This window comes from Pseudorhodoferax soli (assembly GCF_003337555.1).
GTDB classification, from domain to species: Bacteria; Pseudomonadota; Gammaproteobacteria; order Burkholderiales; family Burkholderiaceae_C; genus Pseudorhodoferax; species Pseudorhodoferax soli.
Genome location: NZ_QPJK01000003.1, coordinates 279,970 through 294,720, shown reverse-complemented (window position 1 = coordinate 294,720; position 14,751 = coordinate 279,970). Strand labels below are relative to the sequence as shown.

General features: G+C 69.5%; 13 protein-coding genes. 10 read left to right on the top strand and 3 right to left on the bottom strand.

Annotated elements, in window-relative coordinates; translation table 11 throughout:
• Positions 1 to 90: 90 nt before the first annotated feature.
• Genes DES41_RS13050 through mmsB form a run of 4 tightly spaced genes read left to right on the top strand, consistent with a single transcriptional unit; the run spans position 91 to position 4,806 of the window.
• Positions 91 to 1,614, top strand: coding sequence for a CoA-acylating methylmalonate-semialdehyde dehydrogenase (locus DES41_RS13050; RefSeq protein ID WP_114468082.1), 1,524 nt, complete (start codon positions 91 to 93; stop codon positions 1,612 to 1,614).
• Between the two features lie 10 nt (positions 1,615 to 1,624).
• Complete coding sequence (locus tag DES41_RS13045) at positions 1,625 to 2,779, top strand: acyl-CoA dehydrogenase family protein (RefSeq protein WP_114468081.1); 1,155 nt, start codon at positions 1,625 to 1,627, stop codon at positions 2,777 to 2,779.
• Entirely contained in the window at positions 2,776 to 3,891 is a 1,116-nt protein-coding gene (locus tag DES41_RS13040; RefSeq protein WP_114468080.1) for an enoyl-CoA hydratase/isomerase family protein, read from the top strand. The genes DES41_RS13045 and DES41_RS13040 overlap by 4 nt, the downstream gene beginning before the upstream one ends.
• A 30-nt stretch (positions 3,892 to 3,921) precedes the next feature.
• Positions 3,922 to 4,806, top strand: a complete 885-nt coding sequence (mmsB, locus tag DES41_RS13035; RefSeq protein ID WP_114468079.1) for a 3-hydroxyisobutyrate dehydrogenase — start codon at positions 3,922 to 3,924, stop codon at positions 4,804 to 4,806.
• Positions 4,807 to 4,843: 37 nt separating this feature from the next.
• On the opposite strand, the gene DES41_RS13030 is transcribed toward mmsB, so the two are convergent.
• Entirely contained in the window at positions 4,844 to 5,563 is a 720-nt protein-coding gene (locus DES41_RS13030) for an ArsR/SmtB family transcription factor (protein WP_114468078.1), read from the bottom strand.
• Between the two features lie 134 nt (positions 5,564 to 5,697).
• On the opposite strand from DES41_RS13030, the gene DES41_RS13025 reads away from it, so the two are divergent.
• The gene (locus DES41_RS13025; protein WP_114468077.1) at positions 5,698 to 6,969 is read left to right on the top strand and encodes an MFS transporter; all 1,272 of its coding nucleotides are present in this window, start codon (positions 5,698 to 5,700) and stop codon (positions 6,967 to 6,969) included.
• Here DES41_RS13025 and DES41_RS13020 read toward each other — a convergent pair.
• Both DES41_RS13020 and DES41_RS13015 read right to left on the bottom strand, forming a co-directional pair.
• Complete coding sequence (locus tag DES41_RS13020) at positions 6,923 to 8,722, bottom strand: ATP-binding response regulator (protein WP_114468076.1); 1,800 nt, start codon at positions 8,720 to 8,722, stop codon at positions 6,923 to 6,925. The genes DES41_RS13025 and DES41_RS13020 overlap by 47 nt on opposite strands.
• Positions 8,723 to 8,729: 7 nt before the next feature.
• Positions 8,730 to 9,380: a response regulator transcription factor gene (locus DES41_RS13015; protein ID WP_170168170.1), complete on the bottom strand. Its 651-nt coding sequence runs from the start codon at positions 9,378 to 9,380 to the stop codon at positions 8,730 to 8,732.
• A 121-nt stretch (positions 9,381 to 9,501) separates the two neighbouring features.
• Between DES41_RS13015 and dapC the strand changes: the two genes are divergently transcribed.
• Genes dapC through prmB form a run of 5 tightly spaced genes read left to right on the top strand, consistent with a single transcriptional unit; the run spans position 9,502 to position 14,749 of the window.
• A complete protein-coding gene (gene dapC, locus DES41_RS13010; RefSeq protein WP_114468074.1) occupies positions 9,502 to 10,725 on the top strand; it encodes a succinyldiaminopimelate transaminase in 1,224 nt (407 codons plus the stop codon).
• Entirely contained in the window at positions 10,722 to 11,555 is an 834-nt protein-coding gene (gene dapD, locus DES41_RS13005; protein WP_114468073.1) for a 2,3,4,5-tetrahydropyridine-2,6-dicarboxylate N-succinyltransferase, read from the top strand. Before dapC ends, dapD begins: the two co-directional genes overlap by 4 nt.
• A 23-nt stretch (positions 11,556 to 11,578) precedes the next feature.
• Positions 11,579 to 12,721, top strand: a complete 1,143-nt coding sequence (locus DES41_RS13000; protein ID WP_114468072.1) for a PilT/PilU family type 4a pilus ATPase — start codon at positions 11,579 to 11,581, stop codon at positions 12,719 to 12,721.
• 4 nt (positions 12,722 to 12,725) lie between these two features.
• Positions 12,726 to 13,883: a succinyl-diaminopimelate desuccinylase gene (gene dapE, locus DES41_RS39040; RefSeq protein ID WP_114468071.1), complete on the top strand. Its 1,158-nt coding sequence runs from the start codon at positions 12,726 to 12,728 to the stop codon at positions 13,881 to 13,883.
• Positions 13,880 to 14,749 (top strand): 50S ribosomal protein L3 N(5)-glutamine methyltransferase, encoded by an 870-nt coding sequence (prmB, locus tag DES41_RS39035; RefSeq protein WP_114468070.1) that lies wholly within the window; start codon positions 13,880 to 13,882, stop codon positions 14,747 to 14,749. Before dapE ends, prmB begins: the two co-directional genes overlap by 4 nt.
• Positions 14,750 to 14,751 lie beyond the last annotated feature (2 nt).

Here is a 14,751-nt window from a genome sequence, read left to right as displayed (position 1 = left end):
GAGCGGGACAGCCCGGTTTGCTATTGCGAACCTAAATTTGCACAGGTAGCATGGCCAGCGATTCCTACATCCATACCAGGAGACCTGTCCATGTCCGCCCTCCCCAAGTCCGAGCCCGCCGTGCCCACCGTCAAGCTGCTCATCGACGGCAAGTTCGTCGAGTCGCGCAGCACCGAATGGCGCGACATCGTCAACCCTGCCACCCAGGAAGTGCTGGCCCGCGTGCCCTTCGCGACGCCAGGCGAGATCGACGCGGCCGTCGCCTCAGCCAAGACCGCCTTCAAGACCTGGCGCAAGACCGCCATCGGTGCACGCGCCCGCATCTTCCTGAAGTACCAGCAGCTGATCCGCGAGAACATGGCCGAGCTGGCCGCCATCCTCACGGCCGAACAGGGCAAGACCCTGCCCGACGCCGAAGGCGATGTGTTCCGCGGCCTGGAAGTGGTCGAGCATGCCGCCGCCATCGGCAACCTGCAGCTCGGCGAGCTGGCCAACAACGTGGCCAACGGTGTCGACACCTACACCGTGCTGCAGCCGCTGGGCGTGTGTGCCGGCATCACGCCGTTCAACTTCCCGGCCATGATCCCGCTGTGGATGTTCCCGATGGCGATCGCCACCGGCAACACCTTCGTGCTCAAGCCTTCCGAGCAGGACCCGATGGTGACCATGCGCCTGTGCGAGCTGGCGCTGGAGGCCGGCATCCCGCCCGGCGTGCTGAACGTCATCCACGGCGGCGAGGCGGCTGTCAACGCGATCTGCGACCACCCCGACATCAAGGCCATCAGTTTCGTTGGCTCGACCAAGGTCGGCACCCACGTCTACAACCGCGCCACGCTGGCCGGCAAGCGCGCGCAATGCATGATGGGCGCGAAGAACCACGCCATCGTGATGCCCGACGCCAACAAGGAGCAGACGCTCAACGCCCTGGCGGGTGCGGCATTCGGCGCCGCTGGCCAGCGCTGCATGGCAGTCTCGGTGGCTGTGCTGGTGGGCGAGGCGCGCAACTGGATTCCGGATCTCGTGGCCAAGGCGAAGACGCTGAAGATCGGTGCCGGCACCGACAAGGGCGTGGACGTGGGCCCGCTGGTCTCCTGCGCCGCCTACGACCGCGTGAACAGCCTGATCGAGCGCGGCCTGGCCGACGGCGCCACGCTGGACCTGGACGGCCGCAAGCCTACTGTGCCCGGCTACGAGAAGGGCAACTTCGTCGGCCCGACGGTGTTCTCGAATGTGAAGCCCGGCATGGCCATCTACGACCAGGAAATCTTCGGCCCGGTGATCTGCCTGGCCGGTGCCGAGACCATCGACGAAGCCATCGAGCTCATCAACAGCAACCCGAACGGCAACGGCACGGCGATCTTCACGCAGTCGGGCGCGGCGGCCCGCCGCTTCCAGGAAGACATCGACGTCGGCCAGATCGGCATCAACGTGCCGATCCCGGTGCCGGTGCCGCTGTTCTCGTTCTCGGGTTCGCGTGCCTCCAAGCTCGGCGACCTGGGCCCCTATGGCAAGCAGGTCATCCTGTTCTACACGCAGACCAAGACCATCACCGAGCGCTGGTTCGACGATTCCACTGTCTCGCAAGGTGTGAACACCACGATCAGCTTGAAGTAAGTTCGGGTCCATGGACTTCGAACTTTCAGAGGAACAACAAGCCTTTGCCGACACCGCGCGCGAGTTCGCCACCAACGAACTCGCGCCGCATGCCGCGCTGTGGGACCGCGAGCAGATCTTCCCGCGGGACGCCATCGGCAAGGCCGGCGACCTGGGCTTTTGCGGCCTGTACGCGCCCGAGCGCATCGGCGGGCTGGCGCTGCCCCGGCTGGACGCCGCGCTCGTGTTCGAGCAGATGGCGGCGGTGGACCCCTCGACCACGGCCTTCATCACCATCCACAACATGGCGACCTGGATGCTGGGCACCTGGGCCACGCCCGCGGTGTGCGAGCGCTGGGGAGAGGACCTGACCAGCGGCCGCAAGCTGGCGTCCTACTGCCTGACCGAGCCTGGCGCCGGCTCGGACGCCGGCAACCTCAAGACGCGGGCCGAACTGCAAGGCCCCGAGTACGTCATCAACGGCGGCAAGGCGTTCATTTCCGGTGCGGGCGCCACAGACGTGCTGGTGCTGATGGCGCGCACGGGCGGCGGCGGCGCGGGCGGCGTCTCGGCCTTCGCCGTGCCGGCCGATGCCCCCGGCATCAGCTACGGCAAGAAGGAACACAAGATGGGCTGGAACAGCCAGCCCACGCGCACCATCAACTTCGACAACGTGCGCATCCCGGCCGACCACCTGCTGGGCAACGAAGGCGAAGGCTTTCGCATCGCCATGAAGGGCCTGGATGGCGGGCGCATCAACATCGCCACCTGCTCGGTCGGTGCGGCCCAGGGCGCGCTGGATGCGGCGCGGCGCTACCTGCATGAGCGCCAGCAGTTCGGCAAGCCACTGGCCAGCTTCCAGGCGCTGCAGTTCAAGCTGGCCGACATGGCGACCGAACTCGTGGCCGCGCGCCAGATGGTGCGCCTGGCCGCCAGCAAGCTGGACGCCGGCCATGCCGACGCCAGCACCTATTGCGCGATGGCCAAGCGCTTCGCCACCGATGCCGGCTTCAACGTCTGCAACGACGCGCTGCAACTGCATGGGGGCTACGGCTACCTGGGCGAATTCCCGCTGGAACGGCTGGTGCGCGACACGCGCGTGCACCAGATCCTGGAAGGCACGAACGAAATCATGCGCCTCATCGTGGCGCGCAAACTTCTCGAAAGCGACGTCGACATCCAATGACCGAAGCCGTGGTTCTCTTCAACGAAATCAAAGCCCACAACGGCAAGCGCTTCGGCGTGGCCACGCTCAACGCGCCGGCCTCGCTGAACTCGCTGTCGGTGGCCATGGTGCGGCTGCTCACGCCCCAGCTGCAGGCCTGGGCGAAGGACGATGGCATCGCTGGCGTGCTGCTCGATGCGGCCGGCGAGAAGGCCTTCTGCGCCGGCGGCGACCTGCGCCAGCTGTACCAGACGCTGCTGGACTGCGGCCCGGCCCGCAACGAATACGCCGAGCGCTTCTTCGGCGAAGAATACGAACTCGACTACCTGATCCACACCTTCCCCAAGCCCTTCCTGTGCTGGGGCCACGGCATCGTGATGGGTGGCGGCATCGGGCTGTTGGCGGGTGCCTCGCACCGCGTGGTCACGCCGCAGAGCCGGCTGGCCATGCCCGAGATCCACATCGGCCTGTACCCCGATGTGGGCGGCAGCTGGTTCCTGCGCCGCATGCCAGGCCGCACCGGGCTGTTCCTGGCGCTCACGGCCGCCAACTTCAACGCCAGCGACGCGCTGTTCGTGGGCCAGGCCGACCACCTGGTGCCGCACGAACGCAAGGCCCAGGTGCTGGACGCCATCGCCCAGGCCGCCTGGAGCGGTGACGAGAAAGCCGACCGCGCCACGCTCTCGCGCATCCTGATCGCGGCCGGCCAGGGCGCCGAGGCACCGGCTTCCAAGCTGCGCGAGCATTTCGACACCATCAACACCCTGATGGCCGGCGAAGACCTGAACGACATCGCCGCGCGGCTGTATGCGCTGCAGAGCGAGGACGCCTGGCTGCAGGGCGCGGCCAAGGCCTTCGCCAAGGGCGCGCCGAGTTCCATCGCGTTGAGCTTTGCGCTGTGGCAGCGCGTGCCGCGCATGTCTCTGGCCGAAGTGTTCCGGCTCGAGTACTGGGCATCGCTGGGCTTTTGCGCGCACAAGGATTTCGCCGAAGGCATCCGCGCCGTGCTGGTCGACAAGGACCGCAACCCCCGGTGGAGCCCGGCCAGCCTGGCCGAAATCACACCGGCCTTCGTCGAGGACCACCTGCGCCCGCGCGGCGAGATGGCGCCCGAACTCGTCGGCCTCGTCTAGACACACACGAACCACCACGGAGACAGACACATGAAGATCGCCTTCATCGGCCTCGGCAACATGGGCGGCCCCATGGCCATGAACCTGCACAAGGCCGGCCACCAGGTCAGCGGCTTCGACCTGTCCGAGGCCGCCTGCAAGAAGTACGCGGCCGACGGCCTGTCCATCGCCGACACGGCGGCCGCCACACTGGAAGGCGCCGAGGTCGTCGTCAGCATGTTGCCGGCGAGCCAGCACGTCGAGGCGCTGTACCTCGGTGACAAAGGCCTGATCGGCAAGATCGCACCGGGCACGCTGGTCATCGACAGCAGCACCATCGCCGCTGCCAGCTCGCGCAAGGTGGCCGAGGCCGGTGCCGCGCGCGGCATCGCGGTGCTCGACGCGCCGGTCTCCGGCGGCACCGGCGGGGCCATCGCCGGCACGCTGACCTTCATGGTCGGCGGCAGCCCGGCGGATCTGGAGCGTGCCCGCCCGCTGCTGGAGAAGATGGGCGCCAACATCTTCCATGCCGGCGATGCCGGTGCCGGCCAAACCGCCAAGATCTGCAACAACATGCTGCTGGGCATCCTCATGATCGGCACCTCGGAGGCGTTGGCCCTGGGCGTGGCCAATGGGCTGGACCCCAAGGTGCTGTCGGAGATCATGCGGCGCAGTTCGGGCGGCAACTGGGCGCTGGAGAAGTACAACCCCATGCCCGGCGTGATGGAGACCGCGCCGGCCTCCAAGAACTACGCCGGCGGCTTCGGCACGGACCTCATGCTCAAGGACCTGGGCCTGGCGCAAGAGAACGCCGCTGCCGTGCGCGCCGCCACACCCTTGGGTGGCCTGGCGCGCAACCTGTACGCCGCGCACAGCCTGGCGGGCCATGGCGCGCTGGATTTCTCCAGCGTGCTGAAGATGCTGCAAAAGGGCTGACATGGGGCCGACCAAGGGCTGACGCTCGGGCAGCCGGTCAGGCCTCGTCGGTCACCCGCTGCCAGGCCGCAAGGCCCAGCAGATCGCGCAAGCGGGCTGCGCCGCGCGCCGAGATGGTCAGGGCCCGGTTGCCGGCCTTGCGGCTCAACCACCCCTGGTCCAGGCAGTGCGCGCAGATCATCGCGCCGAGCCGGCCGGCCAGATGCGGCTTGCGTTCGCTCCAGTCCAGGCAAGGGCGGCAATACGTCCTGGCCCTTCGCGTCGGCGGCTGCTCGGGCGCAAGCGACAGGCCCCAGCGCGCGAGCACCGGCCCGGCCCGCTCGGTGACAAGGCCGGCCTCCCCGTCGAACTCGATCGCCTGGTCCGCCTGCAGCCGTTCGGCGATGGCCAGCCCGAGACGGCCGGCGATGTGGTCATAGCACATGCGGGCCATGCGCATCGCCGGCTCGCGCGGGCCCGGCACGACGGGCCGTTGAATCGGCACCTCCCCCGCGATCTGCATGAGGCTTTCCAGCACCTTGGCCACCTCGCCCGATGCGAGCCGGTGGTAGCGGTGCCGGCCCCGCTGTTCCACGTGCAGGAGGCCTCCCGCCACCAACTGGGCCAGATGGCGGCTGGCGGTCTGCGGCGAGACGCTGGCGGCCCCGGCCAGTTCGGTCGCGGTGAGCCAACGGCCATCCATCAGCTGCAGCAGCATCGCCGCGCGTGCGGGCTCGCCGAGCAGGGATGCGATCCGGGCAATCTGGTTGGTGTTCATGGTGTCGCTCCGACTGCCAGCGTATCCCAAGGCGCCAGCCCGACGCTTCGCTCTGGAGCGAAGCATCGCGGCCGGCCCTGACCGCAGCATCGAGCACATCGCGGGCTTGCCCCGCATACCGCTGTGCCGACACCATGCCGCCTGCCCTCTCCACGCTCTCGTCCTCTTGCCACGGCCGCAGCGTCGTGCGCGCGGCCTTCGTGCTGGCGCTGTTCGGCTGGGGCGTGGGCTTCTACGGGCCGCCCGTCTTCCTGCATGCGGTGCTGGAGCGCACCGGCTGGCCGCCGCCGCTGGTCAGTGCTGCGCTGACCTGCCATTTCCTCTTGGGTGCGGGGGTCGCCGCCGGCCTTCCTGCCATCCACCGGCGCATCGGGATCCCTGCCGCGACCGTGGCCGGATCCCTGCTGCTCGCTGCAGGGGTGCTCGGCTGGGCTGCAGCGGCCGAACCCTGGCAACTGTTCGTGGCGGCCATGTGCACGGGCGCTGGCTGGGTGCCGATGGGCGCCGCGGGCATCCATGCGATCGTCTCGCCCTGCTTCGCCGAGACGCGGCCGCTGGCATTGGCCAAGGCCTACAACGGCGCCAGCGTCGGCGGCATGGTCTTCTCGCCGCTGTGGGTGCTGCTGATCGACCGCGCCGGCTTTCCTGCGGCGGCCGTGCTGGTCGGTCTCGCCATGGTCAGCGTGGTGTTGTCCATCGCCAGCCGTGAGCTGGCCTGCGTTCCCGCGGGCCAGGTGGCGGCCACCGTGCCGGTGCCGCTGCCCCGCGCCAGCCATGCCGTGGCCGTGCGCAGCACGCTGTGGCGCGACCGCCGGTTCGTGACGTTGGCAACGGGCATGGCCCTGGGCCTCTTCGCGCAGATCGGGTTGATCTCCCAACTCTTCTCCTGGCTTGCAGCCGGCCTGGGCACCCGGCAGGCGGGCTGGATCATGGCGTTGGCCACCGCCTGCGGCATGGCCGGCCGCTTCGCCATGGCGTGGCTGCTGGCGCGGTGGGCCGACCGGCGCCGCGCCGCTGCGGCCAGCTACGCCGTGCAAGCCGCCGGAACGCTGCTGCTGTGGTGGGCGGGCATGGAACACACGGCGCTCCTGGCCTGCGGCGCCGTGTTGTTCGGCCTCGGCATCGGCAACGCCACCTCGTTGCCGCCGCTGATCGCACAGGCGGAGTTCGCACCTGCCGATGTGCCACGCGTGGTCGCGCGCAGCGTGGCACTGTCGCAGGCGCTGTATGCGTTCGCTCCTGCCGTGCTGGCCGCCCTGGTTGCGGCCGGGCCGCAGGCCGGGCCGACGGCGGCAGCCAGCTACGGCTCCTGCTTCCTGGTGCTCGTCCTGTTGCAGGTCTCGGCCGCCGTGGTCGTGGTCAGCGCGCCAGCGACTCGAGCAGCCGCTCGGGCTGCACCGGCTTGAATAGGCAGGGCAGCCCGCTGGCGCGGATGGCGGCGATGCGCTCGGGCGCGGTCTCGCCGGTCACGAGCAGGCCGCGCATCTCGGGCAGCTGGAGGCGCACCTCCACCAGGAAGTCCAGCCCGCTCTCGCTGCCCGGCAGGCGGAAATCGGCCACCACCGTGCTGATCTCCGGATGCGCACGCAGCGCCAGCCGGGCGGCCGGCACGTCGGCTGCCACGCGCACCTGGCAGCCCTGGGCCGACAGCCAGGACGCCATGGCCATGGCACTGACGGCCTCGTCGTCGAGCACCAGCACGTGGGCAGGCAGTTGCACGGTTCGGCGCAGGTGCGGGGGCACCACGACGCCCGACGGCGCCACTGGCGGCACGGCCCTGACCAACACACCGAAGCGCGTGCCCCGGCCCGGGCGCGAACGCAGCTGCACCGGGTGCTGCAGCAGCGCCGACAGCCGCCGCACGATGGACAGTCCCAGCCCCATGCCCTGGGCCCGGTCGCGCTGCGGATTGCCCACCTGGTAGAACTCCTCGAAGACCTGGGCCTGCTGCGCCGGCGCGATGCCGATGCCGGTGTCCAGCACCTCGAAACGCACGGCCTGGCCGCCATCCGGCAGGCGTGCCGGCCGCGCCGCGACCAGCACGCCGCCCTGCTCGGTGTACTTGATGGCGTTGTCCAGCAGGTTGCCCAGCAGGCGCTCGAGCAGCAACTGGTCGCTGGCCACATGCAGGTCGCCCGGCGCGCGGATGCGCAGGCGCAAGCCCTTGTCCTGCGCCCGCAGGCCATAGGTGCTCTGCAGCGAGACGAACAGCGCATGCACGCCCAGCGTCTCCAGGCGCGGCTGCACAGCGCCCGCATCCAGGCGCGACACGTCCAGCATGCCGTCCAGCGAGGTGCCCAGCATGCGCACCGCATGCGCCAGGCGCGCCACCGTCTCGCGCTGCGGCCCCTGGGCCAGCGCATGCTCCAGCACGGCGGTGAACAGCGAGACCGCGTGCAGTGGCTGGCGCAGGTCGTGGCTGGCCGAGGCCAGGAAACGCGTCTTCTCGCGGCTGCCGGCTTCCACGCGCTCGACCTGCTCGGCCAGGCGCTGCGCCAGGTCTTCGCGGTCGAAGCGCACCTGCAGCGAATCGACCAGCAGGTCGACCTGCTGCGCCGTCCACTTGACCAGCGTGGAACTGTACTGCGCCAGCGCCAGCGCCATGATCCAGCCGATCAGCCCGCCCGACCAGGCCAGCGCGAGGACCAGGCCGCACATGGCCGGCACGACGAAGGCAGCGACCGTCTGCCGGTGCGAACTCAGCACCGCGGCCGCGCTGGACACCATGCCGACGATGAACACCGCCACCAACGCCATGGAGGCGGTGTCGCCGTGGCGCATCAGCAGCCAGGGCGCCAGTGCCCAGGCGCCGCCCAGCATCCAGAGCAAGCGGGTCTGGCGGTGCAGTTCCGGGCCCAGTTCGGCATCGGGCACCGGGCCGCGCGCGAGCAGACGGCGCGTGTGGTTGTAGCGCACCGCCTGCACGGCATGCACCAGTACCGCCCAGGCCAGCGCCCGTGGCGACGGTGCCAGCACGTAGAACAGCACCCACAGCGCCAGCGCGTACAACGCGGCGGCGATGGAGGCCGACAGGCTGAACTTCTGCAGCAGCAGCTCGAGCTGGGCCCGCCGCACCGGGCGCATGGTGTCGGCGCCGCGCTCGGCGTCGACGAGTTCCTCGTGCAGCATGAGGCGCTGCCAAACCGCGGCCTTGGGCATGGCGGGTTCAGGTGGGAAACATACCCAGCAGTTCTGCGCGCGAGCGCACATTGAAGCCCAGGAAGACCGAAGACACGCAGTTCTTGACGGTGCCCAGCGTCAGCCCCGTCTCGGTGGCGATGGCCTGGTTGTCCATGCCGGCCAGCACCAGTTCGAGCACCTGCACCTGGCGCGGGCTCAGGCCCAGGCCATGGGCCGTGCGCAGCGCAGCCGCGCCGGGCGGTGCGCTCTGGGCCGGCAGCTGCGGCGGTGCATCGGCATGCTGGCGCAGTACCTCGATCCAGGCGTCCATCGCGCCCGCATCGGCCGACTTGCCGATGTAGGCGCGCGCGCCCAGGCGCAGCGCCTCCTCGCGGATGCGCAAGTCCTGCGCGCCGCTGAGCACCACCACGGGCACGCCGGGATGGTCGCGCCGCAGGATGCGCAGGCCGGCGAAGCCCTTGGCATCGGGCAGCTGCAGGTCCAGCAGCACTAGCGCGATGCGCCCCTGTGCCTGCGCGAGCTGGGCCAGGGCCTGCTCCAGCGTGCCGGCTTCCTCGACGGCGTAGCTGTCGGCAAACTGCTGCATGACCAGCGTGCGCACGCCCATGCGCACCAACGCGTGGTCGTCGACCACGAGCAGGCGCCGCACGCCGGCGGTGGCCAAGGGATCCGTCACGCAAGCAGACATGGCGCGGAACATACCAACAAGCCCTGCCGCTGACCAGCGCCGCGTGGCCGGGCCGGTGACCGGGGTCATGGTCGCACCGGCGCGCAGGCGCACCCGATAATCGCGCCCCATGAATCCCCTGCTCGACCGCCTGCAGCCCTACCCGTTCGAACGGCTGCGCCAGTTGTTTGCCGGCGTCACGCCTGCGCCCGGCCTGCGCGCCATCAGCCTGGGCATCGGCGAACCCAAGCACCCCACCCCGCCCTTCATCCAGGACGCGCTGGCCGGCGCGCTGCACGACGGCCTGGCCGGCTACCCGCCCACGGCCGGCACGCCCGAACTGCGCGCCGCGTTCACGGGCTGGCTGCAGCGCCGCTACGGCCTGGCGCTGGACAGCGCCCAGGTGCTGCCCGTCAACGGCTCGCGCGAGGCCTTGTTCGCGTTCGCGCAGACCATCGTCGATCCGACGCGGCCCGGCGCCACCGTCGTCTGCCCCAATCCGTTCTACCAGATATACGAGGGTGCGGCCCTGCTGGCCGGCGCCGAGCCCTATTACGCACCGAGCGACCCGGGACGCAACTTCGCTGTGGACTGGGACAGCGTGCCGGCCGACGTCTGGGCCCGCACCCAGCTGCTCTATGTCTGCTCGCCCGGCAACCCCACGGGCGCCGTGATGCCGCTGGACGAATGGCGCAAGCTGTTCGCGCTGTCGGACCTGCACGGCTTCGTGATCGCCTCGGACGAGTGCTACAGCGAGATCTACTTCGGCGACACCCCGCCGCTCGGTGGCCTGGAGGCCGCAGCGCAGCTGGGCCGCAGCGACCTGCGCAACATCGTGGCGTTCACCAGCCTGTCCAAGCGCAGCAACGTGCCGGGCATGCGCTCGGGTTTCGTCGCGGGCGACGCCGCCTTGATCAAGCAGTACCTGCTGTACCGCACCTACCACGGCAGCGCCATGAGCCCCGTGGTGCAAACCGCCTCCATCGCCGCGTGGAACGATGAGGCCCATGTCGAGGCCAACCGCGCCCTGTACCGCGAGAAGTTCGCCGCCGTCACGCCGCTCCTGGCCGAAGTGATGGACGTGCGCCTGCCCGACGCCAGCTTCTACCTGTGGGCCGGCGTGCCGCTGCGCCCGGGCGAGGCGGCCGAGGGCAGCGATGTGCGCTTCGCCCGCGAACTGCTCGCTCAATACAATGTGACGGTCCTGCCCGGCAGCTATCTCGCCCGCGAGGCCGCTGGCTTCAATCCCGGCCAGGGTCGCGTGCGCATGGCCCTGGTGGCCGAGACCGCCGAATGCGTGCAAGCCGCGCAGCGCATCGTTCAATTCATCCAATCGAGACCGCAAACAGCATGAGCCAACAGCTTCAAACCACCATCGACAACGCCTGGGAGAACCGGGCCAGCCTGTCGCCCCAATCTGCCCCCAAGGAGGTGCAGGACGCTGTCGAGCATGTGATCGCCGAACTGAACAACGGCAAGCTGCGCGTGGCCACGCGCGAAGGTGTGGGCCAGTGGACGGTGCACCAGTGGATCAAGAAGGCCGTGCTGCTGTCCTTCCGCCTGAAGGACAACGAGGTCATGCAAGCCGGCGCGCTGGGCTTCTACGACAAGGTGCAGACGAAGTTCTCGCACCTGTCGGCCGAGGAGATGAAGGCCACCGGCGTGCGCGTGGTGCCGCCGGCCGTGGCGCGCCGCGGCAGCTTCGTCGCCAAGGGCGCGATCCTGATGCCCAGCTACGTGAACATCGGCGCCTACGTGGACGAAGGCAGCATGGTCGACACCTGGGCCACCGTGGGCAGCTGCGCCCAGGTCGGCAAGAACGTGCACCTGTCCGGCGGCGTGGGCCTGGGCGGCGTGCTGGAGCCGCTGCAGGCCAACCCGACCATCATCGAGGACAACTGCTTCATCGGCGCACGCTCGGAAGTCGTCGAAGGCGTGATCGTCGAAGAGAACTCGGTGCTGGGCATGGGCGTGTACATCGGCCAGAGCACCCCGATCTTCAAGCGCGACACGGGCGAGATCATCTTCGGCCGCGTGCCGGCCGGCAGCGTGGTGATCAGCGGTGCCCTGCACAAGAAGACCGCCAACGGCACCGACTACTCGACCTACGCCGCCGTCATCGTCAAGACCGTGGACGCGCAGACTCGCGCCAAGACCAGCCTGAACGATCTGCTGCGCGATTGAGCGCACCACCCGGAGGCCCGACCATGAGCACGATGGAACGCATCCTGCGCCTGATGCAGGAGAAGAAGGCCTCCGACCTGTTCCTGTCGGCGAACGCGCCGGCGCAGCTGAAGATCAACGGGCTCACCGTGCCGATCAACAGCCAGATCCTGCCCTTCGACGCGCCGGTGAAGCTGCTGGCCGAGGTGATGTCGGCGCAGCAGATCCAGGAGCTGGACCGCACTGGCGAGCTCAATGCCGCGGTCTCGCTGAGCGGCGTCGGGCGCTTCCGTGTGAGCGCCATGCGCCAGCGTGGCAGCTACGCGGTGGTGGTGCGTTACATCAACACCGAGATCCCGACGCTGGAGTCGCTCAAGGTGCCGCCCGTGCTGGCCGACCTGGTGCAGCGCCGGCGCGGCCTGCTCCTGGTGGTGGGCGCCACGGGCGCGGGCAAGACCACCACGCTGGCGGCCATGATGGACCACCGCAACGAGCGCCAGAGCGGGCACATCCTGACCATCGAGGAGCCGATCGAGTTCCTCTTCAAGAACAAGAAGTCCATCGTCAACCAGCGCGAGATCGGCACCGACACGCAGTCGCTGCAGGTTGCGCTCAAGAATGCGCTGCGCCAGGCGCCCGATGTGATCCTGATCGGCGAGATCCGCGACCGCGAGACCATGTCCGCGGCCATCGCCTACGCCCAGACCGGCCACCTGTGCCTGGCCACGCTGCACGCCAACAACAGCTACCAGGCGCTGAACCGCATCCTGAACTTCTACCCGGTCGAGGTGCGGCCCACCATGCTGGGCGACCTGGGCGCGGTGCTGCAGGCCGTGGTCTCGCAGCGGCTGCTGCGCACCACGCGCGGCGACCGCGTGCCGGCCGTGGAAGTGCTCATGAACACCGCGCTGGTGTCCGAGATGATCGAGCACGGCGACTTCTCGGGGGTCAAGGAGGCGATGGAAAAGTCCATCGCCGAGGGCTCGCAGACCTTCGAGGCCGACATCGCGCGGCTGATCACCGAAGGCGTGATCGAGCGCCAGGAGGGCCTGTCCCATGCCGATTCGGCCACCAACCTGATGTGGCGGCTGCAGAACGATTTCTCACGCGGTGCCGCTGCCCAGGCGCCCGCGGAGCCCGACGACGAACCGTCCTTCACCGAAATCACGCTGGACGTGAAGACCTGACCCCATGACCGCCACCCTGCGCCTGGCCGAGCAGCTGATCGCCCAGCCTTCTATCACCCCCGAGGACGGCCAATGCCAGGCCGTGATCGCCGAACGCCTGGCGCCGCTGGGCTTCTCCTGCGAACCCATCGTCAGCGGGCCTGCCGATTTCCGTGTGACCAACCTGTGGGCACGCCGCGCCGGCAGCGCCGCCACGGCGCGCACGCTGGTCTTCGCCGGCCACACCGACGTGGTGCCGACCGGCCCGCTGGCGCAGTGGACCAGCGACCCGTTCACCCCCACGCACCGCGACGGCAGGCTCTACGGGCGTGGCGCGGCCGACATGAAGACCTCGTTGGCGGCCTTCGTCGTCGCCACCGAGGAATTCCTCGCCGCCACGCCGCAGCCCGCGCTGTCGATCGCCCTGCTCTTGACCAGCGACGAGGAAGGCCCGGCGCGCGACGGCACGGTGGTGGTCTGCGAGCAGCTGCGCGCACGCGGCGAACGCCTGGACTGGTGCATCGTCGGCGAGCCGACCTCGGTCGAGCAGACCGGCGACATGGTCAAGAACGGCCGCCGCGGCACCATGGGCGGCAAGCTCACGGTGCTGGGCATCCAGGGCCACATCGCCTACCCGCAGCTGGCGCGCAATCCCATCCACCAGGCGCTGCCCGCGCTGGCCGAGCTGGCCGGCATCGAATGGGACCGCGGCAACGCCTTCTTCCCGCCGACGAGCTTCCAGGTCAGCAACATGCATGGCGGCACGGGAGCGAGCAACGTGATCCCGGGCGAGGTCGTGGTCGACTTCAACTTCCGCTTCTGCACCGAATCCACGGCCGAAGGCCTGCAGCAGCGCGTGCGCGAGGTGCTGGACCGCCATGGTCTCGAGTACCGGCTGGACTGGGTCGTCGGCGGCCTGCCGTTCCTGACCACGCCCGGTCCGCTCGTGGATGCCGTGCGCGACGCGATCGCAGCAGAAACCGGCTTGGCCACCGAGCTGTCGACCACGGGCGGCACCAGCGACGGCCGCTTCATCGCCCAGGTCTGCCCCGAGGTCATCGAACTCGGTCCGCCCAACGCCACGATCCACAAGATCGACGAGAACGTGCGCGTGGCCGACATCGAGCCGCTCAAGAACATCTACCGCGGCGTGCTGGAACGGCTGGACCGGTCGCTGCGGTGAGCACCGTCCTGCAGACCATCGAGGCCGCGGCCATGCGGCTGGAGCAGGCCGGCGTGGCCTTCGGCCACGGCACGCTCAACGCGTTCGACGAGGCCGCCTGGCTGGTGCTGTGGCGCCTCGGCCTGCCGCTGGACGCGCTGGACGACGTGGCCGAGCAGCCAGTCCAGGCCGCGGCCCAGGCCCAGATCGCCGCGCTGCTGGACGAACGCATCGCCAGCCGCAAGCCCGCCGCCTACCTCACGCGCGAAGCCTGGCTGCAGGGTGTGCCCTTCTACGTGGACGAGCGCGCCATCGTGCCGCGCTCCTTCATCGCCGAGCTGCTGGCCGATGGCAGCATCGACCCCTGGCTCGGCGAACACACGCGCCGCGTGCTCGACCTGTGCACCGGCAACGGCAGCCTGGCGGTGCTGGCGGCCATGGCCTGGCCCGAGGTGCAGGTCGAGGCGGCCGACCTGTCGCCTGACGCCCTGGCCGTGGCCCGCATCAACGTGGACCGGCACGACCTGGCCGATCGCATCACACTGGTCGAGTCCGATGGGCTGGCCCGTGTGGGCGGCCCGTTCGACCTGGTGCTGTGCAACCCGCCCTACGTGAACAGCGACAGCATGGCCGCGTTGCCCGCCGAGTACCAGGCCGAGCCGACGCTGGCATTGGCAGGCGGGAAAGACGGGATGGACTTCATCCGCCGGCTGCTGCAGGAGCTTTCTGCGAAAATGGCGCCTTTCGCGGTGTTGGTGCTGGAAATCGGCAATGAGCGCCCCTACTTCGAAGCCGCCTTCCCGGCGCTCGAAGTCGTGTGGCTGGACACCAGCGCTGGTGCAGACCAGGTGCTGCTGGTGACACGCGAAGCCCTCAGCCTTCTTTAATT

Excerpts from the sequence above, each read along its gene's own strand:
- dapC (WP_114468074.1), top strand. The coding sequence starts at position 9,502 with ATGAATCCCCTGCTCGACCGCCTGCAGCCCTACCCGTTCGAACGGCTG.
- dapD (WP_114468073.1), top strand. The coding sequence starts at position 10,722 with ATGAGCCAACAGCTTCAAACCACCATCGACAACGCCTGGGAGAACCGG.
- dapE (WP_114468071.1), top strand. The coding sequence starts at position 12,726 with ATGACCGCCACCCTGCGCCTGGCCGAGCAGCTGATCGCCCAGCCTTCT.
- DES41_RS13000 (WP_114468072.1), top strand. The coding sequence starts at position 11,579 with ATGAGCACGATGGAACGCATCCTGCGCCTGATGCAGGAGAAGAAGGCC.
- mmsB (WP_114468079.1), top strand. The coding sequence starts at position 3,922 with ATGAAGATCGCCTTCATCGGCCTCGGCAACATGGGCGGCCCCATGGCC.
- DES41_RS13040 (WP_114468080.1), top strand. The coding sequence starts at position 2,776 with ATGACCGAAGCCGTGGTTCTCTTCAACGAAATCAAAGCCCACAACGGC.
- DES41_RS13045 (WP_114468081.1), top strand. The coding sequence starts at position 1,625 with ATGGACTTCGAACTTTCAGAGGAACAACAAGCCTTTGCCGACACCGCG.
- DES41_RS13020 (WP_114468076.1), bottom strand. The coding sequence starts at position 8,722 with ATGCCCAAGGCCGCGGTTTGGCAGCGCCTCATGCTGCACGAGGAACTC.
- DES41_RS13025 (WP_114468077.1), top strand. The coding sequence starts at position 5,698 with ATGCCGCCTGCCCTCTCCACGCTCTCGTCCTCTTGCCACGGCCGCAGC.
- DES41_RS13050 (WP_114468082.1), top strand. The coding sequence starts at position 91 with ATGTCCGCCCTCCCCAAGTCCGAGCCCGCCGTGCCCACCGTCAAGCTG.
- DES41_RS13030 (WP_114468078.1), bottom strand. The coding sequence starts at position 5,563 with ATGAACACCAACCAGATTGCCCGGATCGCATCCCTGCTCGGCGAGCCC.